Origin of the sequence: Bacillus sp. Marseille-Q3570, assembly GCF_946151055.1 — a bacterium.
GTDB lineage: Bacteria > Bacillota > Bacilli > Bacillales > Fictibacillaceae > Pseudalkalibacillus.
In genome coordinates this window covers 239,923-260,925 of sequence record NZ_CAMGYZ010000001.1, presented here as the reverse complement: position 1 = coordinate 260,925, position 21,003 = coordinate 239,923, and the positions used below count along the sequence as shown (strand labels likewise).

25 protein-coding genes and 2 riboswitches are annotated in these 21,003 nt (G+C 41.9%); of the genes, 23 read left to right on the top strand and 2 right to left on the bottom strand.

Translation table 11 applies throughout. The annotated features are described in order from the left end of the window. Positions 1-8 precede the first annotated feature (8 nt). The 20 genes from N8M93_RS01365 (at position 9) to N8M93_RS01270 (ending at position 18,148) form a co-directional block, all read left to right on the top strand. On the top strand, positions 9-830 hold the full coding sequence (locus N8M93_RS01365) for a purine-nucleoside phosphorylase (RefSeq protein ID WP_261129243.1): 822 nt from the start codon (positions 9-11) through the stop codon (positions 828-830). 20 nt (positions 831-850) lie between these two features. After that, positions 851-2,152 carry a pyrimidine-nucleoside phosphorylase gene (locus tag N8M93_RS01360; protein WP_261129241.1) on the top strand — a complete coding sequence of 434 codons (1,302 nt, stop codon included), beginning with the start codon at positions 851-853 and terminating at the stop codon, positions 2,150-2,152. Between the two features lie 406 nt (positions 2,153-2,558). Then, the gene (locus N8M93_RS01355; RefSeq protein WP_261129240.1) at positions 2,559-3,731 is read left to right on the top strand and encodes a D-alanyl-D-alanine carboxypeptidase family protein; all 1,173 of its coding nucleotides are present in this window, start codon (positions 2,559-2,561) and stop codon (positions 3,729-3,731) included. A gap of 114 nt (positions 3,732-3,845) precedes the next feature. Next, positions 3,846-4,196 carry an anti-sigma F factor antagonist gene (gene spoIIAA, locus N8M93_RS01350; protein ID WP_261129238.1) on the top strand — a complete coding sequence of 117 codons (351 nt, stop codon included), beginning with the start codon at positions 3,846-3,848 and terminating at the stop codon, positions 4,194-4,196. Further along, positions 4,196-4,636 (top strand): anti-sigma F factor, encoded by a 441-nt coding sequence (spoIIAB, locus tag N8M93_RS01345; RefSeq protein WP_261129236.1) that lies wholly within the window; start codon positions 4,196-4,198, stop codon positions 4,634-4,636. The genes spoIIAA and spoIIAB overlap by 1 nt, the downstream gene beginning before the upstream one ends. Positions 4,637-4,648: 12 nt before the next feature. Beyond that, positions 4,649-5,407, top strand: coding sequence for an RNA polymerase sporulation sigma factor SigF (gene sigF, locus N8M93_RS01340; RefSeq protein ID WP_261129233.1), 759 nt, complete (start codon positions 4,649-4,651; stop codon positions 5,405-5,407). Between the two features lie 663 nt (positions 5,408-6,070). Beyond that, positions 6,071-6,694, top strand: a complete 624-nt coding sequence (locus N8M93_RS01335) for a stage V sporulation protein AA (RefSeq protein WP_314728244.1) — start codon at positions 6,071-6,073, stop codon at positions 6,692-6,694. Then, positions 6,684-7,106 carry a stage V sporulation protein AB gene (locus N8M93_RS01330; protein WP_261129231.1) on the top strand — a complete coding sequence of 141 codons (423 nt, stop codon included), beginning with the start codon at positions 6,684-6,686 and terminating at the stop codon, positions 7,104-7,106. Before N8M93_RS01335 ends, N8M93_RS01330 begins: the two co-directional genes overlap by 11 nt. A 32-nt stretch (positions 7,107-7,138) precedes the next feature. Next, the gene (gene spoVAC / locus N8M93_RS01325) at positions 7,139-7,603 is read left to right on the top strand and encodes a stage V sporulation protein AC (RefSeq protein ID WP_261129230.1); all 465 of its coding nucleotides are present in this window, start codon (positions 7,139-7,141) and stop codon (positions 7,601-7,603) included. A 22-nt stretch (positions 7,604-7,625) separates the two neighbouring features. Then, the gene (spoVAD, locus tag N8M93_RS01320) at positions 7,626-8,651 is read left to right on the top strand and encodes a stage V sporulation protein AD (RefSeq protein WP_261129228.1); all 1,026 of its coding nucleotides are present in this window, start codon (positions 7,626-7,628) and stop codon (positions 8,649-8,651) included. After that, entirely contained in the window at positions 8,644-8,997 is a 354-nt protein-coding gene (spoVAE, locus tag N8M93_RS01315) for a stage V sporulation protein AE (protein WP_261129226.1), read from the top strand. Before spoVAD ends, spoVAE begins: the two co-directional genes overlap by 8 nt. 6 nt (positions 8,998-9,003) lie before the next feature. Further along, entirely contained in the window at positions 9,004-9,594 is a 591-nt protein-coding gene (locus N8M93_RS01310) for a stage V sporulation protein AE (RefSeq protein WP_314728243.1), read from the top strand. Then, on the top strand, positions 9,560-11,035 hold the full coding sequence (locus N8M93_RS01305; RefSeq protein ID WP_261129218.1) for a spore germination protein: 1,476 nt from the start codon (positions 9,560-9,562) through the stop codon (positions 11,033-11,035). Before N8M93_RS01310 ends, N8M93_RS01305 begins: the two co-directional genes overlap by 35 nt. Positions 11,036-11,105: 70 nt before the next feature. Further along, a riboswitch (Lysine riboswitch) is annotated at positions 11,106-11,277 on the top strand. 111 nt (positions 11,278-11,388) lie between these two features. Further along, positions 11,389-12,714, top strand: coding sequence for a diaminopimelate decarboxylase (gene lysA, locus N8M93_RS01300; RefSeq protein WP_261129217.1), 1,326 nt, complete (start codon positions 11,389-11,391; stop codon positions 12,712-12,714). Between the two features lie 84 nt (positions 12,715-12,798). Continuing rightward, entirely contained in the window at positions 12,799-13,233 is a 435-nt protein-coding gene (locus N8M93_RS01295) for a peptidylprolyl isomerase (protein ID WP_261129216.1), read from the top strand. A 222-nt stretch (positions 13,234-13,455) separates the two neighbouring features. After that, positions 13,456-13,599, top strand: a riboswitch (FMN riboswitch). Positions 13,600-13,914: 315 nt separating this feature from the next. Next, positions 13,915-15,006, top strand: coding sequence for a bifunctional diaminohydroxyphosphoribosylaminopyrimidine deaminase/5-amino-6-(5-phosphoribosylamino)uracil reductase RibD (ribD, locus tag N8M93_RS01290; RefSeq protein WP_261129215.1), 1,092 nt, complete (start codon positions 13,915-13,917; stop codon positions 15,004-15,006). Continuing rightward, positions 15,006-15,653: a riboflavin synthase gene (gene ribE / locus N8M93_RS01285; protein ID WP_261129214.1), complete on the top strand. Its 648-nt coding sequence runs from the start codon at positions 15,006-15,008 to the stop codon at positions 15,651-15,653. The genes ribD and ribE (N8M93_RS01285) overlap by 1 nt, the downstream gene beginning before the upstream one ends. 23 nt (positions 15,654-15,676) lie before the next feature. Next, on the top strand, positions 15,677-16,870 hold the full coding sequence (locus N8M93_RS01280) for a bifunctional 3,4-dihydroxy-2-butanone-4-phosphate synthase/GTP cyclohydrolase II (protein ID WP_261129212.1): 1,194 nt from the start codon (positions 15,677-15,679) through the stop codon (positions 16,868-16,870). 80 nt (positions 16,871-16,950) lie between these two features. Then, positions 16,951-17,421, top strand: coding sequence for a 6,7-dimethyl-8-ribityllumazine synthase (gene ribE, locus N8M93_RS01275; RefSeq protein ID WP_261129210.1), 471 nt, complete (start codon positions 16,951-16,953; stop codon positions 17,419-17,421). A 358-nt stretch (positions 17,422-17,779) separates the two neighbouring features. After that, positions 17,780-18,148 carry a GNAT family N-acetyltransferase gene (locus tag N8M93_RS01270; protein WP_261129208.1) on the top strand — a complete coding sequence of 123 codons (369 nt, stop codon included), beginning with the start codon at positions 17,780-17,782 and terminating at the stop codon, positions 18,146-18,148. Positions 18,149-18,164: 16 nt separating this feature from the next. On the opposite strand, the gene N8M93_RS01265 is transcribed toward N8M93_RS01270, so the two are convergent. Continuing rightward, positions 18,165-18,692 carry a DUF309 domain-containing protein gene (locus N8M93_RS01265; protein WP_261129206.1) on the bottom strand — a complete coding sequence of 176 codons (528 nt, stop codon included), beginning with the start codon at positions 18,690-18,692 and terminating at the stop codon, positions 18,165-18,167. 245 nt (positions 18,693-18,937) lie between these two features. On the opposite strand from N8M93_RS01265, the gene N8M93_RS01260 reads away from it, so the two are divergent. The 3 genes from N8M93_RS01260 to N8M93_RS01250 are packed head-to-tail and all read left to right on the top strand — an operon-like array spanning position 18,938 to position 20,696. Further along, positions 18,938-19,696, top strand: a complete 759-nt coding sequence (locus tag N8M93_RS01260) for a segregation/condensation protein A (protein ID WP_261129205.1) — start codon at positions 18,938-18,940, stop codon at positions 19,694-19,696. Then, a complete protein-coding gene (scpB, locus tag N8M93_RS01255; protein ID WP_261129203.1) occupies positions 19,693-20,292 on the top strand; it encodes an SMC-Scp complex subunit ScpB in 600 nt (199 codons plus the stop codon). The genes N8M93_RS01260 and scpB overlap by 4 nt, the downstream gene beginning before the upstream one ends. A 2-nt stretch (positions 20,293-20,294) precedes the next feature. After that, entirely contained in the window at positions 20,295-20,696 is a 402-nt protein-coding gene (locus N8M93_RS01250) for a hypothetical protein (protein WP_261129201.1), read from the top strand. A gap of 193 nt (positions 20,697-20,889) precedes the next feature. On the opposite strand, the gene N8M93_RS01245 is transcribed toward N8M93_RS01250, so the two are convergent. Further along, on the bottom strand, positions 20,890-20,988 hold the full coding sequence (locus tag N8M93_RS01245; RefSeq protein WP_221565275.1) for a YjcZ family sporulation protein: 99 nt from the start codon (positions 20,986-20,988) through the stop codon (positions 20,890-20,892). Positions 20,989-21,003: the final 15 nt, after the last annotated feature.

Genomic DNA, 21,003 nt, shown 5'->3' with positions numbered 1-21,003 from the left:
AATCACGGATGTCAGAATTACACACAAATATTCAAGACTCTGTAAAGTTCATCACGAGTAAAACAGATGATCAGCCGACAATCGGTTTGATTTTAGGGTCAGGTCTTGGGGATTTTGTAGATGAAATCGAGAACGCGACATTGATCGATTACAGTGAAATCCCGCATTTCCCTGTCTCAACGGTCGAAGGTCACGCTGGAAGGTTAGTCATAGGAACGTTGAGTGGAAAAAAGGTTGTTGCGATGCAGGGGCGTTTTCATTTTTATGAAGGGTATTCGTTACAAGAAGTCACGTTCCCGGTCCGGGTCATGAAAGGACTAGGGGTTGAACAGATCATTGTTACGAATGCATGCGGGGGGATGAATCCGGATTTCCAAGCTGGTGACTTGATGATCATCGAAGATCATTTGAATCTGACTGGATCGAATCCTTTAATTGGACCGAATGATCGTGAACTCGGACCGCGGTTCCCGGATATGAGTACAGCCTATACGCCAGAATTGATCGACCTAGTAGAGAAAGTCGCTGAACAAGAAGGTATTTCCTTACAAAAAGGAGTCTATGCATCGATCAGTGGACCGACTTATATGACACGTGCAGAATTGAAGATGCTTCGTATCCTTGGTTCTGATACAGTCGGCATGTCTACAGTACCGGAAGTGATTGTTGCCCGCCACATGAATATGAAGACGATCGGGGTCTCTTGCATTACGGACATGGCGATTGCTGAGGAATTGGAACCACTGACACATGAACAGGTTGTAGAAGTAGCGAACCGTACGAAGCCGAAATTCAAGCAGTTGCTACGTTCAGTGATTGAAAAAGTATAATATACAAGGACTGATATAGCATGAGAATGGTAGATTTAATTGAAAAGAAACGGAATGGTAACGAACTGACGAAAGATGAAATCGCCTTCATCATTGAAGGATATACGAATGGAGACATCCCTGATTATCAAATGTCAGCCCTGGCAATGGCTATATATTTCAATGATATGACTGAAGAAGAACGTGCAAATTTTACAATGGCAATGGTTGACTCAGGCGACAAAATTGATCTTGCAGCCATAGAAGGTATTAAAGTTGATAAACATTCCACTGGAGGCGTCGGTGACACGACAACACTTGTACTCGCACCCCTCGTGGCAGCTGTCGGCGTTCCTGTTGCAAAAATGTCAGGGCGCGGCCTCGGTCATACTGGCGGCACAATCGATAAGCTTGAAGCCGTTCCGGGTTTCCATGTCGAAATCGACAACGAGGAATTCATCAAAATTGTAAATAAGAATAAGATTGCAGTCATCGGTCAGAGCGGAAACCTGACCCCTGCAGACAAAAAACTTTATGGACTTCGAGATGTAACGGCTACTGTAAACTCGATTCCGTTGATTGCAAGCTCGATCATGAGTAAGAAGATTGCTGCGGGTGCAGATGCGATCGTACTTGATGTGAAAACGGGTGCTGGGGCTTTCATGACAGAAGTTGAAAAGGCAGAAGAACTGGCAAAAGCGATGGTTAAAATCGGTAATAATGTCGGACGTAATACGATGGCGATCATTTCAGATATGAGCCAGCCGCTCGGTTTTGCGATTGGAAATGCGCTCGAAGTCAAAGAGGCAGTAGACACATTACGTGGAGAAGGACCTGAAGATCTTGAAGAACTCTGCTTGACATTAGGTTCGTTCATGGTGATGCTTGCGAAAAAAGCGGAGACGAAGGAAGAAGCTCGACAGATGTTGATCGACGTCATGAAAAACGGCAAGGCGATTGAAACGTTCAAAACGTTCTTGAAGGCTCAAGGAGGGGACGAATCGGTCATCGACGATCTAAGCAAATTGCCAACAGCAAAGTACGAAATTCCATTTGTTGCTGAAAAAGATGGATATGTTTCAGAAATCATGGCAAATGAGGTCGGAACTGCCGCAATGTTGTTAGGTGCAGGTCGTGCTACCAAAGAATCAGAGATCGATCTTGCAGTTGGAATCGTCCTTCATAAGAAAGTCAGCGATGAAGTGAAGAAAGGCGAAACAATCGCAACATTACACAGTAATCAAGAAAATGTCGATGAAGTATTGAAGAAATTGAACGGTGCATATACGATTTCCACTGAAAAAGTGGAAGCTCCGCCGCTCGTATATAAAGAAATTATGTAAAACGTCTTGGGTAGCTGCCCGTAAGCTGAATTTAAAGCTTATGGGCGGCTTTTTTTATGATGAAAAAATATAGCTGGGTTTGAGATCAACGATGAAACGATTTCATGTCAAAAATTTGAGTTGTAGAGATAAAATTAAAGTTTTAGAGATAATTTCAGTTTTCCAGCGATATACCCCTTACTTGTAGAGATAACTTACGTCCGTCGTAGAGCTCAATCTGAATTTATCGGAAATAGAGGACTAAATTGTTTGGATGACCAAAGAATCTCCTCATAACTCTAAAAATATGAAATTTAGTCTATAACCCTGCTACGAAAACCCAAAAAAACGTTTTTTGCCCTTCCTAAAGTATAAACCAAACCAAATTGGAAAAAATAAGAATACTAAGAATGGAGGGATTATGTCTATGAAACGCTTTTTTACATGTATGATGGCGACAGTGATAGGGCTATCAGTCCTTTCACCAGCGGCATTTGCTAATGATGATCATGTTACAGTCAATTCTCTTGCTGATAAAGCATCCTCTGCAATTTTGATTGAAAGAGATACAGGTACAGTACTATTCGATAAAAATGCTGATGAAAAGCTTCCTCCTGCAAGTATGACGAAAATCATGACAATGGTTCTCGTGATGGATGCTTTACATAAAGGCAAAATCAACCTGAAAGACAAAGTTCGAACAAGTGAATATGCTGCATCCATGGGTGGCTCGCAAATTTTTCTTGAAGAAGGCGAAATCATGACCGTCGAAGAGATGCTTAAAGGAGTTGCGTTAGCATCCGGAAACGATGCCTCTGTCGCTCTTGGGGAGTTCATCGCTGGGACGAACGATGCTTTCGTAAAAATGATGAATGAAAAAGCACAGGATCTGGGATTAAAGAACACCAACTTTAAGAATGCGACAGGACTTCCGGAAAAAGACCATTACAGCACAGCGAGAGACATGGCAATGATGGCGAAAGAACTATTGAAATATGAACAGATAACAAATTACACAGGTAAATATGAGGATTACCTGCGTCAAAACACCGATAAAAAATTCTGGCTTGTCAATACGAACAAACTCGTCAAATTCTACCCTGGGGTGGATGGGTTGAAAACTGGATATACAAACGAGGCTAAATATTGTTTGACTGCTACAGCGAAAAAAGACGATATGCGTGTTATTGCAGTTGTGATGGGAGCCCCGACGACAAAGGAAAGGAACGCCCAAGTGACGCAGATGCTTGATTATGCCTTTGCGAATTATGAGACGGAAAGGATCTACGAAAGACATCAGATGATCGATGAAATCCCGATCCAAAAAGGTGTATCGAAGACGATTCAAATGGCGACTTCAGAACCGATCTCCCTTTTGATGAAAAAAGGTGAGAAGAAGATGAAACTCACGACGGAAATCAAAATCAATAAGCAAGTGAAAATGCCAATTGAAAAAGGAGACCGTCTCGGAACGCTTGTGGTCAGAAACAATGGGAAAACCGTTACTGAATCACCTTTGGTCGCATCCGAAAATGTTGCAGCAGCGAATTGGTGGGGGCTTTTCAAACGTACGGTAGGCAAGTTTTCGCAAACACCGTAAATTTACTCGCAATATCAGATTATAAATCGATTCGACACTAGTTTTGTCAGCGAGAAGGATTCCATAATAAAAATATCGAAATGACTCACTACCTAGAAGAAGGAGGAGAGGTAAGTGAGTCTTAGTGTAAAACTCAAAGTTAAAGACCGTGTACTGTGTATTCGATTAGCTGGCGACTTAGACCACCATACAGCAGAACAGTTACGAACAGAAGTTGATCAAACGATTCAGGAAAATCAGATTCATGATATCGTATTGAATTTAGAAGCCTTGTCTTTTATGGACAGTTCAGGATTAGGGGTAATCCTTGGACGATATAAATTGATTAAAAGTCAAGGAGGAGAAATGGTTGTTTGTTCAATCTCCCCTTCTGTAAAAAGACTGTTTGAGATGTCAGGCATGTTCAAAATCATCCGTCTTGAGGATAGTGAACAAAAAGCTTTGCACACGCTGGGGGTGGCGTAATGAAAAATGTCATGAAAATGGAATTCTCTGCACGTAGTGAAAATGAATCATTTGCAAGGGTCACAGTTGCATCCTTCATAGCCCAACTCGACCCTACGGTAGATGAATTGACTGAAATCAAGACTGTCGTTTCAGAGGCCGTCACGAATGCAATCATTCATGGATACGATAACAACGCTGATGGAATGGTTTATATCGAATGCAAATTAGAAGATGGTTGTGTTGAATTGATGATCCGTGATGAAGGAGTCGGAATCGATGATCTGGATGAAGCTAGACAGCCATTGTTCACGACAAAGCCAGAACTTGAAAGATCAGGAATGGGTTTTACAATCATGGAAAATTTCATGGACCAAATCGAAATTGAAACAGAAAGAGCCTTTGGCACCACCATCCGTTTGAAGAAGTACTTGACAAATCACAAAGCGCTTTGTAATTAAGGAGCATAGCCTATGGATTTGGACGTCAAACAAGATAAAAAAAACACGTACCTCAATGACAAGGAAATGAAAGAATTGATCCAACGAAGTCAGGAAGGCGATCAGACAGCAAGAGATACCATTGTAGAGAAGAACATGCGGTTGGTCTGGTCTGTTGTCCAACGTTTTTTGAACAGAGGGTACGAACCGGATGACCTTTTCCAAATTGGAAGTATCGGTCTGCTTAAATCTGTAGATAAATTCGATCTTAGTTATGACGTAAAATTTTCGACCTATGCCGTCCCGATGATCATTGGTGAGATCCAGCGGTTCATAAGGGATGATGGAACAGTCAAAGTGAGCCGATCCTTAAAAGAACTTGGTAATAAAGTTCGGAAAGTGCGGGATGAACTGTCGAAAGAGTTTGGCCGCAATCCAACCGTAAATGAAATTGCGATGAAGCTTGAGATCAGTCCTGAAGATGTCGTGATGGCGCAGGAAGCTGTCCGTGCTCCATCATCGATTCATGAAACCGTTTATGAGAATGATGGAGATCCGATTACATTGCTGGATCAAATTTCAGATCAGGGTGATACGAAGTGGTTTGATCAGATTGCTCTGAAAGATGCAATCCAGACTCTGAATGAACGGGAGAGATTGATCGTCTATCTGAGATATTATAAAGATCAGACGCAGTCTGAGGTAGCTACAAGGCTTGGAATATCACAAGTGCAAGTTTCCAGGCTGGAAAAGAAAATACTCCGTGAGATGAAAACCCAGATGGACGAATGAATCGTCTATCCGGGTTTTTTTGTAACAATAATACTGTTGCTTTCTGAGTAAGTTGAAGTGAAACGAACCTGGGAAAAAGAAAGCCTAGCCGCTATGTTAACGGACATCAGAGCCGTTATTTGTGAATAAAGCAGCTGATTTCCTATGATATTTGCGAAATAAGGTCTCTGGTGTCCGTTAAGTATGAATAATCCAGTTATTTTGGTCAAATAAGGTCTCCTGTGTCCGTTAACGGGTTCGTACAACTTGGTTTCATCGATGATCGAGTGCGTAAATAAGTAATGTCCAGTTAACAACCTAATCACGTGGATCACCTCTTCCCTGCAAGCAACGGTCTGCCCATTGATTGACATTTTATATGTAATTTGGTTCACGTTATTGAATTTCACTTAAATCAACAATAACACTATAAAAAAATAAAAAATCATGTCGATAATGAAGAGTTGTTGACTATAGTCCGCAACAAAAACTGTAAATTCCTCTTTTATCTACCGCTTTTTTCTCCACATTGACACAATTTTCTTCATTTCATCCTTGTTCCTCAATTATTATGACTGTTTTTCCCTAAAAGGTAATTACTGGATAGATTGGGCATCCAGAATGAGAGTGGTTTGGAAGAAACATACTACATATAAACGAATTGGCATAAAGGGGGGACTTTCTTTGGAAGTTGAAGCGGTTTATTTACGTATGCGGCATAGGCTTCTTGCTTCTCCTGGACAGACGATACGAATCAAAGAACTTGCCCAACTCGTCGGCCCTGATGATGTCATTCAAGAAATTGGTCATATGACGGTTCATAAAATCACGGTGGAAGATAAAACCATCGTTATCATCGATCTTATGAAAGTTTTAAAGGCCATTAAAGAGCGATTTCCGAGTTTGGATATTCAAACTGTCGGTACACCTCAAACGATCATAGAAGTCCAGTATAAGCAATCGAAAATTACTGGGGTTTATTTTGTGGTCGTTTGGCTCTTGTTATTCATTGGTGCAGCACTTGCGATTATGAATTTCCATGAGGATGTCAGCATGCAGCAGGTTCACCAGAAGATCTATTACCTGGTCACAGGACGGAAGAACGATTATCCGCTTCTATTACAGGTTCCTTATTCTTTAGGACTTGGACTAGGGATGGTGCTCTTTTTCAACCATATTTTCAAAAAACGTTTCAATGAAGAACCAAGTCCACTTGAAGTGGAAATGTTCAATTACCAACAGGATCTGGATCAGTACGTCATCATGAATGAGAACAAAGAAAACGAGAAGAAAGCTCATGACCATTAAAATTATCATCGTCATGTTGATAGGTTTAGGCGGTGGCCTCGCAGTAGGAGCAGGTTTCGTTGCAATTTTGACGGTTTTCGGTATCATTCCACGGCTGATGCAGATCACAAAAACATATTCAAAATTAAGAGGCTATGAAATCGGCATCATTGCAGGGGTCTTATTATCAAGTTGGTATGGGTTGAGGGATCTCACCATCTCTTCTAGCCAATGGTTTCTGATTCCGATTGGTATTGCAAGTGGTACATTTATCGGAATGCTGGCTGCTGCATTGACAGAAGTGTTGAATGTACTTCCAATCTTGATGAAACGTGTCGGATTCAAAGAACAAGTTCTCATACTCCTGATGGCAATTCTGTTCGGAAAAGTAATAGGTTCGCTATTCCATTGGATCTTCTTCGTGCATCTGTAATTTTTAAAAGATATAAAAGGAGCTGTAAAGAAATGGGTAAAAACAAACTTTCACCAGAGCAACAAGCTTATAAAGACAAAATCAAACCCTTACAACCACAACCTCCGTATGTATGGAATTGTATAAAAGCCTTTCTGATTGGAGGCCTAATATGTGCCATAGGACAGGGAATAACGAACTTTTATATCACCTTCTTCAATTTTACGGAGAAGACTGCAGGGAATCCGACAGTAGCAACCCTGATACTTGCTGTAGCATTGCTGACAGGAATCGGCATCTATGATAAGATCGGACAATTTGCTGGGGCAGGGTCCATTGTTCCAGTTACGGGATTCGCAAACGCAGTAACAAGTGCTGCCCTGGAACATAAAAGTGAGGGAATCGTTCTTGGTGTGGCAACGAACCTTTTCAAGCTGGCAGGAGCTGTAATTGTATTCGGTGCTGTCGCGGCCTATGTGATCGGTATGATCCGTTATTTATTCCAGATGGTATTTTAAGCCTAGGAGGATAAGACACAAAATGAAACTTACAGGTAAACAAACTTGGACATATTCAAAATCCTTATATATCAATGCAACTGGTACTGCCGTTGGTCCGGATGAGGCGGCAGGACCATTAAGTGAAACCTATGATATCACGTTCGATGAGCTCCATTGCGGACAAGCAAATTGGGAACTTGCAGAACGTCATTTAATGGAACAAGCAATTGATATATGCTTGCAAAAATCCGGAAAAACACCACAAGATATGGATTTGTTTCTGTCAGGAGATCTTATAAATCAGACTGTCATCGCCAACTACACAGCACGTAAAAATCAGATTCCTTTCTTAGGTATGTTCGGAGCTTGTTCTACATCGATGGAAACTCTGGCTTTAGCCTCTGCATTGATCGATGGGGATTTTGCCAATACAGTTCTGACAGCGGTCAGCAGTCACAATGCTACTGCGGAGAGACAATTCAGATATCCGACCGAATATGGCGGTCAAAAACCAGATACAGCGACCTATACGGTAACGGGGGCAGGTGCATCGATCGTCAGTACACAACCATCACCGGTCAAAGTGACAATGGCTACTATCGGCCGTGTTATGGATCTAGGTATTACCGACCCATTCGATATGGGGTCAGCGATGGCTCCTGCTGCTGCGGATACGATTGCTGCACATCTGGCGGATACAGGCCGTAAGTCAAGCGATTATGATTTGATCGTCACAGGTGACCTTTCAGCAGTCGGTTCACCGATTCTACTTCAATTGCTACAAGAGAAAAATCATGATTTATCCTCCAACCATCAGGATTGCGGATTATTGGTGTATCGCCCTGATCAGCCTGTATTTGCTGGAGGAAGCGGCTGTGCATGCTCAGCTGTTGTGACATATGGACATCTTCTCAAAGAACTGAAGGAAGGGAAGCTGAAGCGAATCTTTGTTGTAGCCACAGGGGCCTTGATGAATCCGACAATGGTCCAGCAGAAAGAAACGATTCCTACCATCGCCCATGGCGTCGTTCTGGAAGCTGCTGATGGAGGTGGTATGAATGGTTGAGTATTTTATTGCTTTTGTGGTAGGTGGGCTCATTTGTGTAATAGGACAGCTGTTGATGGATATTTTTAAACTTACACCTGCTCATGTCACCTCAAGCTTTGTCGTAGCAGGTGCTGCACTTGATGGATTCGGTCTTTACGACAAATTGATCCAGTTTGCAGGTGCAGGGGCAACAGTTCCTATTACAAGCTTCGGACATTCCCTCCTTCATGGAGCGATGGCAGAAGCGGATGAGCATGGGTTTATCGGGATTGCAATGGGGATTTTCCAGCTGACATCTGCTGGAATCTCATCAGCTATACTTTTCGGTTTCATTGTGGCTGTTCTTTTTAAACCTAAAGGATGATTGGACATGAAAAAACGAGTCATCATGATTACCGATGGAGATTTATACGCTTTAAAAGCGGTGGAGCAAGTCGCCAAAGACATTGGAGGGCGCTGTATTTCCCAGTCCTGGGGAAATCCGACCAGGATAACAGGAGAGGAGCTTGTCACAATGATCCTCTCAACTCCATATGATCCAGTGCTCGTCATGTTTGATGATTGTGGATATCGCGGCGAAGGTCCCGGAGAAAGGGCGATGCGCGAAGTAGCAAATCATCCTGGCATCGAAGTGCTCGGAGCAATAGCGGTTGCCTCCAAGACCCATCTGGCTGAGTGGACACACGTGGATGTAAGCATTGATCGTTTCGGTGAGTTATCAGCTTATGGTGTGGATAAAAGCGGTTTACCAGATATGGAATTTGGCCGATTGGATGGTGACACAGTTTACGTACTCGATGAACTGGATCTTCCGTTCATCGTTGGTATAGGAGATATCGGTAAAATGTATGGTGTCGATACCGCTGAAAGAGGAGCCCCGATCACAAGGCAAGCGGTCCAACTCATCTTAGAAAGGAGTGCACAGAATGCATCCCAAAAAAGAAGAAACACCGATTCATAAGAAAATTGCAGAGAACGAAGAGTTTCTGAAAGATAGGATGGGGATTGGAAAGAGCTTCGACGTCGGTGTCCGCAAAATGAACATCTTGAATAAAGAAGTCCAGATCTATTACTGCACAGGTTTGTGTGACAGTGAATTCATCATCATGCTTTTAAAAGAATTACTGGATGCTGATCATGAATACCGTACAAGCTCTAAAGCGAAAGATGTCATCAAAAATCATCTAGCGCATCAACAGGTATCTACTGTTAAAAACCTGGATGAAGTTATTGACCGGGTCCTTTCAGGATTAGTAGCTGTAATCATCGATGGTCATAATGAAGGCTTCATCGTCGATGTAAGAAGTTATCCAGGACGTTCACCTGAAGAGCCAGATGTCGAGAAAGTCGTCCGTGGTGCCCGTGACGGGTATACAGAAAATATTGTAGAAAATACAGCATTGACCAGACGGCGGTTAAGGGATGAACGTTTGAGAAATGAAATCATGCAAGTCGGAGATCGTTCCAAAACTGATGTTTGTATTTCTTATTTAGATGATGTAGCCGATCCTGGATTGATCGAGACAATCCGAACAGAATTAAAAGGCATTCGAATCGATGGTATCCCTATGGCTGATAAGACAGTGGAAGAGTTTTTGGTGAAGCAAGGCTGGAACCCTTATCCTCTGGTTCGATATACAGAGCGGCCGGATGTAGCAGCTACGCATCTGTTGGAAGGGCATGTTCTTATATTCGTAGATACGTCCCCTAGTGTGATCATTACACCTACGACATTTTTCCATCACGTTCAACACGCAGAAGAATATCGCCAAACACCGATGATTGGTGCTTTTCTAAGATGGATTCGTTTTGGAGGTATGCTCACCTCTATTTTCTTAATACCGTTATGGTTGTTGTTCGTCTTGAACGAAAATTTACTTCCGGATAATCTGAATTACATTGGACCGAATAAAGATTCGAACGTCCCGATTTATCTTCAAATCCTCTTTGCAGAATTGGGGATCGACGTGCTGAGGATGGCAGCAATCCATACTCCATCAGCTCTTTCGACGGCAATGGGATTGATTGCAGCTGTATTGATCGGGCAAATTGCAATCGATGTGGGCTTATTCGTTTCGGAAGTTATCCTGTATGTCGCACTAGCTGCAATCGGCTCGTTCTCAACACCGAGTTATGAATTAAGTGTCGCCAATAAGATTGTAAGGTTGATTTTGATCACACTCGTCTTCCTTTTTGATGTCCCCGGCTTCATGATCGGCTGTACCTTGGTATTGCTTTATATGAGCAGTATCAAAAATTTGAACACCCCATATTTATGGCCTTTCATTCCTTTCAATCCGCAAGCTCTGTTACAGGTTTTGATCAGAGTGTCTGTGCCATTATCGAAGGTCCGGCCAAGTATTGTGCGACCACAGCAGAATAAAAAGCAATCAGATGCTTGAAATCAGGTGTTGATTCAAACGGTCAGTTATGCTAAAGTAGTTTTTAATTTAATAATTGCCTCATTCAACGTAATGGGGTAGAGGCGCAGAGAGAATGAGTAGTTGTTCAAAGCCGGGGGGCGATGACGGACAATGAAAGGTCGATTTGCCGAAGCAAAACTTAATCCCAATTAAGATTGCTGGGCCGTTGCTGAACAAGTAACGGACTGTCACTACTGAAGTAGTGGAGAGCTATTCCGACTGATGAGGGTACGGGTTGAAAACCAGTTTTTATGTACCACTGCATAGGCTGGTTTTTAGTATTTTTATCAGTTAATACGCTCTCTCCAAATAGAGAGAGGAGAATATGATCAATGGCATTTTTAGGAACTGGAAAAATGAATGGACACGGACATTTGGAAATCGGCGGTGTAGATACGATTGATTTAGCAAAAGAATTCGGCACACCGCTTTATGTATATGATGTGGCGAAGATCAGGGATCAAGCACGGGCTTTTCAATCAGTTTTTAAAAAGAGGAACGTTGAAGCAAAGGTTGCTTATGCAAGTAAAGCTTTCTCGAGTGTCGCAATTGTCCAGGTGATGGATGAGGAAGGTCTATATCTTGATGTCGTATCAGCCGGTGAACTCTACACCGCACTTCAAGCAGGCTTTCCGACTGAAAAGATTCATTTTCACGGGAACAACAAGACTCTTGAAGAACTTCAGATGGCTGTTAAAGAGGGAGTAGGCTGCATCGTTGTCGATAACTTTTACGAATTGGATTTGTTGAAGCAAGTAGGAAAAGAGATGAACAAGGTGATCCCTGTCCTATTGAGGATAACACCTGGTATTGAAGCCCATACGCATGATTATATCCTGACTGGGCAGGAAGACTCCAAGTTCGGTTTTGATATTGTAAGCAAACAAGCAGATCAAGCATTACTCGAGTGTCTTGCTTCAGATCATTTCGATGTCCTCGGTGTACATTGCCACATCGGTTCGCAGATTTTCGAGGCGGATGGTTTCGTAATGGCTGTTCAAAAAGTGTTCGATCAACTTTCAGAATGGAAAAGATCAAATGATTTTGATGCGGAAGTCGTCAATCTAGGCGGAGGGTTCGGGATTGCTCATACTTCAGATGAAACGTCGATTTCGATTGAAAATGTCCTTGACATTTTAATCGATGAAGTTGAAAAGCAAGTTGAGGAGCATGATCTCCAGATGCCGGAAATTTGGATCGAGCCGGGCCGTTCGTTGGTTGGTGAGGCAGGGACGACATTATATACCATCGGATCGGAAAAAAGAATTCCAGGTATCCGCAATTATGTCGCGGTCGATGGTGGAATGACAGATAACCTTCGACCGGCACTTTATCAAGCAAAATATGAAGCTGTCGTTGCAAACCGCCTGGAGCAGAAGAATATGCAGACTGTCTCGATTGCAGGTAAATGCTGTGAGTCTGGAGATATGCTGATTCATGACATCGAGCTTCCGAAAACGTCACAGGGAGATATTTTAGCGATGTTCTGTACGGGAGCATATGGTTATGCAATGGCGAACAACTACAATAGATTACCTAGACCTGCAGTCGTTTTCGTGGAAAATGAAGAAGCGCAGCTAGTCGTCCAAAGAGAGTCATATCAAGATTTGGTACAACACGATAGACCACTTAAAAAAACACTCGTATCAAGCTCATAACCCCTGTACGCAACAGGGGTTTCCCTTTACTTCTCTATAGAAAAGACATACAATGGAACTACTTGTTGTAGAGGAGGATTTAAAATGAAAAAAGGAAGTATTGAATTTGAAAATGGCGAAAAAATCTTGATTGATTTTTTTCCTGAGGAAGCACCTAATACAGTTGCGAACTTTGAAAAACTTGCAAATGAAGGATTCTATAATGGACTTACTTTCCACCGTGTCATTCCTGGCTTCGTCTCTCAAGGAGGCTGCCCACAAGGAACAGGAACTGGCGGTCCGGGGTACACGATCGATTGTGAGACGGAAGGAAATCCACATCAACATAAGCCAGGTGCATTATCGATGGCGCATGCAGGGAAAAACACAGGTGGAAGCCAATTCTTCATCGTTCATGAAAACCAGCCGCATTTAGACGGTGTACATACAGTTTTCGGTCAGGTGACAGAAGGGCTGGATTCAGTGTTACGTACACAAAATGGCGATGTAATGAAAGAAGTCAAAGTGTGGGAAGAATAAAAACAGAGTGAAAAGATCGACTCCTTGTGGGTTGATCTTTTTACATTTAAAGGAAGTATAAAATACTTTCTTCACTATAAGTGCAACTAAAGCTCAGCCTGCGCCTAAGGCTTGGCTTTGCCAAGTTTTCTTTATAGGCTCGATTTCTTCGTTTTTGTTCATATATCACCTTTTTCTTGCTTAACCGAAAAATTAAGAGTAACATGTAAGTACAATCAAAAATATTTCCTTCGGGGTAGGGTGAAATTCCCAACCGGCGGTGATAAAGTCATTTTGCTTTTCAGTCCGTGACCCGTTGCTCACAGTAACGGTGGATTCGGTGCAAGTCCGAAGCCGACAGTATAGTCTGGATGGGAGAAGGAATTCATAATGGAAAGTAGAGGAGAATCTCAAAGCGACCCGAATTCGTCAGGGTGCCTGGGTTTAATTTGGCATTCGATATTACTGGTTATCCTGGACAATGTGCGGATTCTATGAACAGAGCAATCCATCTGCTTCTATTTCTACTCGTTTTTTCTGAACAATCGTTCAGTGTGAAAAAAGCGAGGTTTATTTCTAATGCACACAAACCCCGAACATGCTTAATTGCATCTTTCGGGGTTTTTCTTTTTTATAATTGTTTGCGAAAACAGTTTTTATAATAAAAGTCATCCCATCGGCAATGAGGAAAGAGGAGGTTCTATGGAACACGCCAGTTATATGAATTTGGCTATTGAAATGGCTAAACACACAGCCGGGCAGACTGCTCCCAATCCCAGAGTGGGTGCTGTGGTCGTCAACAAGGGAGAGATGGTCGGATTAGGTGCACATTTGAAAGCAGGGGAAGGGCATGCAGAAGTCCACGCGTTACAAATGGCTGGTGATAAAGCGAAAGGTGCAACAATGTATGTGACACTGGAGCCTTGCAGCCATCATGGGAAGACCCCGCCTTGCGCTGATCTTGTCATAGAACGAGGAATAAAAACCATTTATATAGCGACGACAGACCCGAATCCTTTAGTTGCTGGAAGAGGCATACAACGCTTGAGGGATGCTGGTCTTGAGGTCCATGTAGGCTTGAATGAAAAGCATGCAATTGAATTGAATCCATTCTTCAACCATTACATGACGACTAATCTGCCTTTCGTTACATTGAAATCGGCATCTAGTATCGATGGGAAGATTGCGACCAAAACGGGTCATAGTAAATGGATCACTGGAGCGGAGGCGAGGCTGGATGTGCATCGATATCGGCATGAACACGATGCGATCCTTGTTGGAGTCAATACAATCATAAAGGATGACCCATCTCTGACAACCAGACTTCCTTCAGGGGGCAAGAACCCGATCCGTATAATTCTCGATACTCATCTTCGTATCCCTGCCCAATCCAAGGTTTTGAACGATAGAAAAGCACAAACTTGGGTTGTGACAGGCAGTCAAGTTTCTGAAACAGAAATTCAATCGATGCAAAATGATAACATCCGAATTTTAAAGATGAATGAAGAGAAAATAACAATACTTGCAGTACTGGAACGTCTTTCAGAAGAAAAAATCACTTCCCTTTTTGTAGAAGGCGGTGGAACGGTCCATGCAAGCTTCATTAATGAAAAGGCGTTTCAACAAGTGGTAACCTATCTTGCCCCAATGCTGATCGGCGGAGCAGCAAGTCCATCGATCATAGGCGGTGAAGGAATTGAACGGATTTCTGATGCTATGGAACTCGAAATGGTATCCTATGAAAAAATCGGGAAAGACCTCAAAATCGTTTCGATCCCGAAGGAGAGATCTTAATGTTTACAGGAATTATTGAAGAAATTGGAAAAATACAATCAGTCAAAGAATCTGCGGATGGTTATGTCATTCATATCGAAGCTGAAAAGGTCCTTCAGGATGTTCATCTGGGTGACAGTATTTCAGTAAACGGAATATGCTTGACTGTCACTTCTTATGAACCAACATCTTTTACAGTCGATGTGATGCCAGAAACGTTACGGCATACGAACCTAAGATCATCAGGTTCAGGTGATGGGGTGAACCTTGAGCGTGCTATGGCTGCAAGTGGGAGATTCGGGGGTCATTTTGTATCTGGACATATCGATGGTGTTGGAGAAATCGTCAATAAAACACGGAAACAAAATGCGATTTATTATGAAATTAAAGCGCCTGAAGAACTTCAACCCTATTTCATGAACAAAGGCTCCGTGGCAGTCGATGGTACTAGCCTCACGATCTTCGGTGTCACAGAGACCACGTTTATCCTTTCGCTTATTCCACATACGGTGGAAGAATCGGTATTGGGAAAGAAAAATATAGGTGATCTCGTAAATATCGAATGTGACATGCTCGTAAAATACATGGATAACTTGTTGCAAAAAAGAACAAACGAAACGAAATCAGGTAGGCTGACTGAAGAATTTTTGACAGAACATGGATTCTGATCAATACAGGATGGTGATGGCAAATGTTCGATCCAATAGAAGAAGCGATATACGAATTGATGCAAGGGAAAATTGTCATCGTTTGTGATGACGAAGACCGAGAGAATGAGGGGGACTTCATTGCACTGGCAGATCGGGTGACACCAGAAATCGTGAATTTCATGGTTACACATGGGCGAGGACTGGTTTGTACACCGATTACAGAACAAATGGCTCAAAAATTGGAACTTAATCCGATGGTGAATCAAAATACGGATCCCCACGGGACAGCGTTCACAGTTAGTATAGATCATAAATCGGCTACGACGGGGATTTCAGCACAAGAGCGTGCAGCAACGATGAAAGCACTGTTAGATCCGAATGCAGTACCTGCTGATTTCAAGCGTCCGGGGCATGTCTTTCCTTTAATTGCGAAACAGGGAGGAGTCTTAAGAAGAGCAGGGCATACAGAAGCTGCGATCGATCTTGCTCGCCTTTCCGGTGCTGAACCTGCTGGTGTAATATGCGAAATCATGAATGAAGACGGTACGATGGCACGAGTGCCCCAGCTTCGTGAGATTGCGGATGACTATGATTTGAAGATGATTACGATCAAAGATCTGATCCAGTATCGAAACCGTAAAGATAAGCTTGTGAAGAAAGAAATCGAGATCAAAATGCCTACAGAATTTGGCGAATTCCGAGCCATCGGTTATTCGAACATTCTCGATCAAAAAGAACACGTAGCACTTGTAAAAGGTGAAATCATTCCAGATGAACCGACACTGGTCCGGGTCCATTCAGAGTGTCTGACGGGTGATGTATTCGGATCTTATCGCTGTGACTGTGGTCCGCAGCTCCACGCAGCACTTGCTCAGATTGAGGAGGAGGGGAGCGGTGTTCTGCTCTACATGCGACAAGAAGGCAGAGGGATCGGACTGCTGAATAAAATGAAAGCTTATAAGCTTCAAGAAGAAGGATTGGACACAGTCGAAGCAAATGAAAAACTAGGTTTTGCTCCTGATCTTCGGGATTACGGAATTGGCGCTCAGATTCTAAGGGATCTCGGAATAACGAAAATGAATCTTTTAACCAACAATCCTCGTAAAATCAAAGGATTGAGCGGATATGGATTAGAAGTCGTCGATCGAGTTCCGATCCAGATGCCACATCGAGATGAAAACGAGAGGTATTTAAGAACAAAGCATAGTAAATTGGGTCATATGCTTCACTTTTAAGTGGTAGGGTTGGTCAACCTAATTAAAGCTAGTGGAATAGGTCACCATATCATTCAATAACTAACCAGGAGGCTCTAATAATGGGAACAACATTCGAAGGAAATTTAGTTGGAACAGGATTGAAAGTAGGAATTGTGGTAGGACGATTCAATGAATTCATTACAGGTAAACTGCTGTCAGGTGCAGAAGACGCTTTGAAGCGACATGGTATCAATGAACAAGACATCGATGTAGCTTGGGTACCAGGTGCATTCGAAATTCCATTGATCGCAAAAAAGATGGTCGAGTCCGACAAATATGACGCAGTTATTACCTTAGGAACTGTAATTCGAGGTTCTACACCACATTTTGATTATGTCTGTAATGAAGTAGCAAAAGGAGTTTCAAGCCTTTCATTGAATTCAGGGACACCTGTCATCTTCGGTGTTCTGACGACTGACTCGATTGAGCAAGCAGTAGAACGTGCAGGTACGAAAGCAGGCAATAAAGGCTGGGAAGCAGCTGTATCAGCTATTGAAATGGGTAATCTGTGTCGTTCTTTCAATAAATAAAAACTTTTAACTGTACATTGAATAAATCATACCAGGTATGGAAAAAGATTAATAAACTCGTTAATTTAATCATAATGAAGAGCAAAATTAGCAAAGTCATCAAATTTCGTCTATAATATAAATGACTTTGGACATCATGAACTTTTCTGATAGGCTTTGCTGAAACCTGATATGATTCCAAACACTTTTGGAAACAGAGTCGGAATAGGCAAGGTCTGTTAAGAAGAGAGGCTGAGAAAGATGACGAACCAGAAGAATAAAAAGCAAGAACGTATTCTGATCATTGTATGTATCATCGTTGCTTTCCTCTTGATGTTGTCACTTGTTGGAAAGTTAATTCGCTAATGAGGGAGAATTTATGCTAATTCGTTATAAACGAAACTATGAAAAAATCGCAATGGGTCTTCTGTCATTCATGCCGAATCAGAAAGACGTCAAAAAGCTGCAACAAACAGTCAAGCAATATGAAATTGAATCTGATCATCAACTGTTTCTGTGGAAAGAAGGAGAAGACATCATCGGAATCATCGGATTGAAAATGGACAATGGTACAGCTGAACTTCAGCATGTCAGTGTCAATCCTTCACATCGCCATCAAGGTATCGGAAAAAAGATGGTAGATGCACTGAAAAAAATACTTAAAGATAACTATCAATTGACTGCGAATGAAGAAACAAGCTCCTTCTTTGAGAAGTGTGAAGAAGAAGTCAAACTTGAGAACGACTAGAAAGAAACGGTAAGGATCACCCTTCCCGTTTCTTTTTTCTGAGATTTTTCTGTGCTAATCGTTCATCAATGACTTCCTGGCGATCACGAAGTGTATGTTTATGGAGAAGAAATTCATTCTTCAAATCACTTGGCAGACCATATGTGCAACCGATATTCTTACATTCTACCTCACATAAAGTGATCAAGCTCTTGTCTTTAATAGGCAAGTTGAGGCTTTCATAAGGTTGTTTATTTTCAATAGCTTCAACCCTTCTGGAGATTTGTTCCTGTAATTGGCTAGCGTCTAAACCAAGTGCTTCGATTTCGTTCTTTTCTGTCTCGATGATGTGTAAAGCACTTCTCATCATTCGTAAAGCACCTGAATAATTTTGTCTTCGTTGGTGGTAGAGAGATACGGCTATTTGAATAAGTCCGACCCAATGTTTTTTCGCCTCGGGATTCGGAATCGATTTCCAATGTTCTTCTAAAATTTCATGACATTCAAAATAATCCCGGAGTCCATGAAAATGTACTAAAAAATCTACATATGGCTTTGGATACATGGAAAGATACCTCCAATTAAAGTAGTTCAAGTTTATCATACATGACAATCTGACAAAAAAGCACTTCAGAAAGCCGATTATTGATTGTAAAGGTTACGTAGACATTGCTTGTAAAACCAAATTGTGGCTGACCCTGCTGTATGCTATAATATCGTCATATTTCATACTTATAAAGCTATATGTTTTATACAGAGTTTTATAAAGTATGAATCCCTACATACTAGAATGTGAAAATGGTGGATGACATGACCCAATATAACGTACGATTGGATACATTTGAAGGACCACTTGATTTATTGCTTCATTTGATCAACCGTTACGAGATCGATATTTATGATATTCCAGTCGCTAAGATTACGGAACAATACTTAGAGTATATACATACGATGCAGGAGCTCCAACTGGATATCGCTAGTGAATACCTTGTTATGGCTGCTACGCTAATTGCAATCAAAAGTAAAACATTACTCCCAAAACATGAAGAAGATGAGTTTGATCACCAGCTCGAAATGGAGATGGACGAGGATCCCAGGGATGAGTTGGTACGCCGACTTATTGAGTATCGTAAATTTAAAGAAGCTTCATCCTATCTACGAGAACACGAGAGTAAGAGGAGCCTGACCTTTTCAAAACCGCCAAGCAATCTTGATCATTTTGAGGCAAAACAAGAACCGGTCAATCCTGTTTCCAATATGACGATCTATGATCTAGTCGGTGCGTTCCAATCTCTATTTGATAAAAAGAAGACGAAGAAAACTCCGACAACGAAAATTGATCGTCAGGAAATACCAATTGACAAACGTATGTCAGAAATCGTTACTGAACTCCGTTTTCGAAAAGGCAGGCAAACGTTCCAAAGTCTCTTTCCATATCCGAGTAAAGACCATATGGTAGTCACTTTCCTGGCGGTTCTTGAATTGATGAAAACACGACAGATCCGTTGCGAACAAGATGAGAACTTTAATGAAATTTCAATTCACTTGATGGAGGAGGATATTAGTTGACGACAAGAAATGAGCAAAAAGCTGTGATTGAAGGTCTGCTTTTTGTCGTCGGTGATGAGGGGTTAGATGGGAAACAGACTGCTGATATTCTTCAAATCGAGCTTTCTGAAGCAGAGGGACTCATAGAGGAAATGATTGGAGATTACCAGGCTGACGACCGAGGAATTGAAATTGTCGAAATTGCAGGAGCATATCAATTTACGACAAAAGCGAAACATATTTCTTATTATGAAAGGTTTGTTGAATCGCCTACCACCAGTTCGTTATCCCAGGCGGCTCTTGAAACCCTTGCCATCGTCGCATACAAACAACCGATCACACGTGCTGAAATCGAGGACATTCGTGGTGTGAAAACGGAAAAGCCGCTTCAGACACTTGCAGCTAAACATCTGGTTAAGGAAGTCGGTAGGGCAGAAGGAACAGGTCGTGCGATTTTATACGGTACGACAAAAGAGTTTCTTGAATACTTTGGATTGAAGTCGAAAGAGGACTTGCCGAAATTACCTGAACAATTTGAGGAGGGTTCCATCGAAGACGAAGCAGATTTGTTCTTTGAGAATTTTGAATCTGTGATATCTAATGATAAGGAGGAATAAACATGATTATTACTTCCATAACTGGAACAGAACTTGAAAAGTCAAAATCGAATTCCCCAGAGGAGTTTTTCAACCGCTCTGAAGTGACTTTCCGGGATGGCAAATCTGAAAAGACATTAGCTGTTTTGTATGTAAGATACTTCGACGAGAAAATCTCGGAATTATCGAGTTTTGAAACAGAAGAACTCTTTGAGATGGATGGTCGGATCATCCATTTACGGGAGATCGTTGCCTTATTGGCTCTTAAGACAAATCCAGCTTATGTAAAACGACACCGTGTCTACATAAATGATGAACAGCAATTTGCAGCATTATTCAATGACGTCGATGCTGGATCTATACAAGAAATGGTCAAAAAGATTCTGAACGAAGGTCGTTACGAATTTACTGAACAAAATGTGTAATAATGCGATTTTACTTTGGAATTAGAGAAAGGCTGACCGGGCATCGGTATGATTGCGCTGGTCAGCCTTTCATTACTTTCACTTAGGCATTGTTAAGTTTTTTTATACTGAAGAAAGTATAAAATACTTTTTTCAGTATTAGAGCAACTAAAGCTTAGCCTGCGTCAAAGTGTTGGCTTTGCCGATGTATAGTTTAGCCGTGGTATCCTGAATAGACGGTAATACCGATAATCACTAATAGCACGAACAAAACAACGAGTAAGATGAACCCCTTACCAAATCCATCTGACATTCCGATGTCCCCCTA

Coding starts and splice junctions, on each gene's coding strand:
- N8M93_RS01365 (WP_261129243.1), top strand. CDS start 9: ATGTCAGAATTACACACAAATATTCAAGACTCTGTAAAGTTCATCACG.
- N8M93_RS01360 (WP_261129241.1), top strand. CDS start 851: ATGAGAATGGTAGATTTAATTGAAAAGAAACGGAATGGTAACGAACTG.
- N8M93_RS01355 (WP_261129240.1), top strand. CDS start 2,559: ATGAAACGCTTTTTTACATGTATGATGGCGACAGTGATAGGGCTATCA.
- spoIIAB (WP_261129236.1), top strand. CDS start 4,196: ATGAAAAATGTCATGAAAATGGAATTCTCTGCACGTAGTGAAAATGAA.
- sigF (WP_261129233.1), top strand. CDS start 4,649: ATGGATTTGGACGTCAAACAAGATAAAAAAAACACGTACCTCAATGAC.
- N8M93_RS01330 (WP_261129231.1), top strand. CDS start 6,684: ATGACCATTAAAATTATCATCGTCATGTTGATAGGTTTAGGCGGTGGC.
- spoVAC (WP_261129230.1), top strand. CDS start 7,139: ATGGGTAAAAACAAACTTTCACCAGAGCAACAAGCTTATAAAGACAAA.
- spoVAD (WP_261129228.1), top strand. CDS start 7,626: ATGAAACTTACAGGTAAACAAACTTGGACATATTCAAAATCCTTATAT.
- spoVAE (WP_261129226.1), top strand. CDS start 8,644: ATGGTTGAGTATTTTATTGCTTTTGTGGTAGGTGGGCTCATTTGTGTA.
- N8M93_RS01310 (WP_314728243.1), top strand. CDS start 9,004: ATGAAAAAACGAGTCATCATGATTACCGATGGAGATTTATACGCTTTA.
- N8M93_RS01305 (WP_261129218.1), top strand. CDS start 9,560: ATGCATCCCAAAAAAGAAGAAACACCGATTCATAAGAAAATTGCAGAG.
- lysA (WP_261129217.1), top strand. CDS start 11,389: ATGGCATTTTTAGGAACTGGAAAAATGAATGGACACGGACATTTGGAA.
- N8M93_RS01295 (WP_261129216.1), top strand. CDS start 12,799: ATGAAAAAAGGAAGTATTGAATTTGAAAATGGCGAAAAAATCTTGATT.
- ribD (WP_261129215.1), top strand. CDS start 13,915: ATGGAACACGCCAGTTATATGAATTTGGCTATTGAAATGGCTAAACAC.
- ribE (WP_261129214.1), top strand. CDS start 15,006: ATGTTTACAGGAATTATTGAAGAAATTGGAAAAATACAATCAGTCAAA.
- N8M93_RS01280 (WP_261129212.1), top strand. CDS start 15,677: ATGTTCGATCCAATAGAAGAAGCGATATACGAATTGATGCAAGGGAAA.
- ribE (WP_261129210.1), top strand. CDS start 16,951: ATGGGAACAACATTCGAAGGAAATTTAGTTGGAACAGGATTGAAAGTA.
- N8M93_RS01270 (WP_261129208.1), top strand. CDS start 17,780: ATGCTAATTCGTTATAAACGAAACTATGAAAAAATCGCAATGGGTCTT.
- N8M93_RS01265 (WP_261129206.1), bottom strand. CDS start 18,692: ATGTATCCAAAGCCATATGTAGATTTTTTAGTACATTTTCATGGACTC.
- N8M93_RS01260 (WP_261129205.1), top strand. CDS start 18,938: ATGACCCAATATAACGTACGATTGGATACATTTGAAGGACCACTTGAT.
- N8M93_RS01250 (WP_261129201.1), top strand. CDS start 20,295: ATGATTATTACTTCCATAACTGGAACAGAACTTGAAAAGTCAAAATCG.
- N8M93_RS01245 (WP_221565275.1), bottom strand. CDS start 20,988: ATGTCAGATGGATTTGGTAAGGGGTTCATCTTACTCGTTGTTTTGTTC.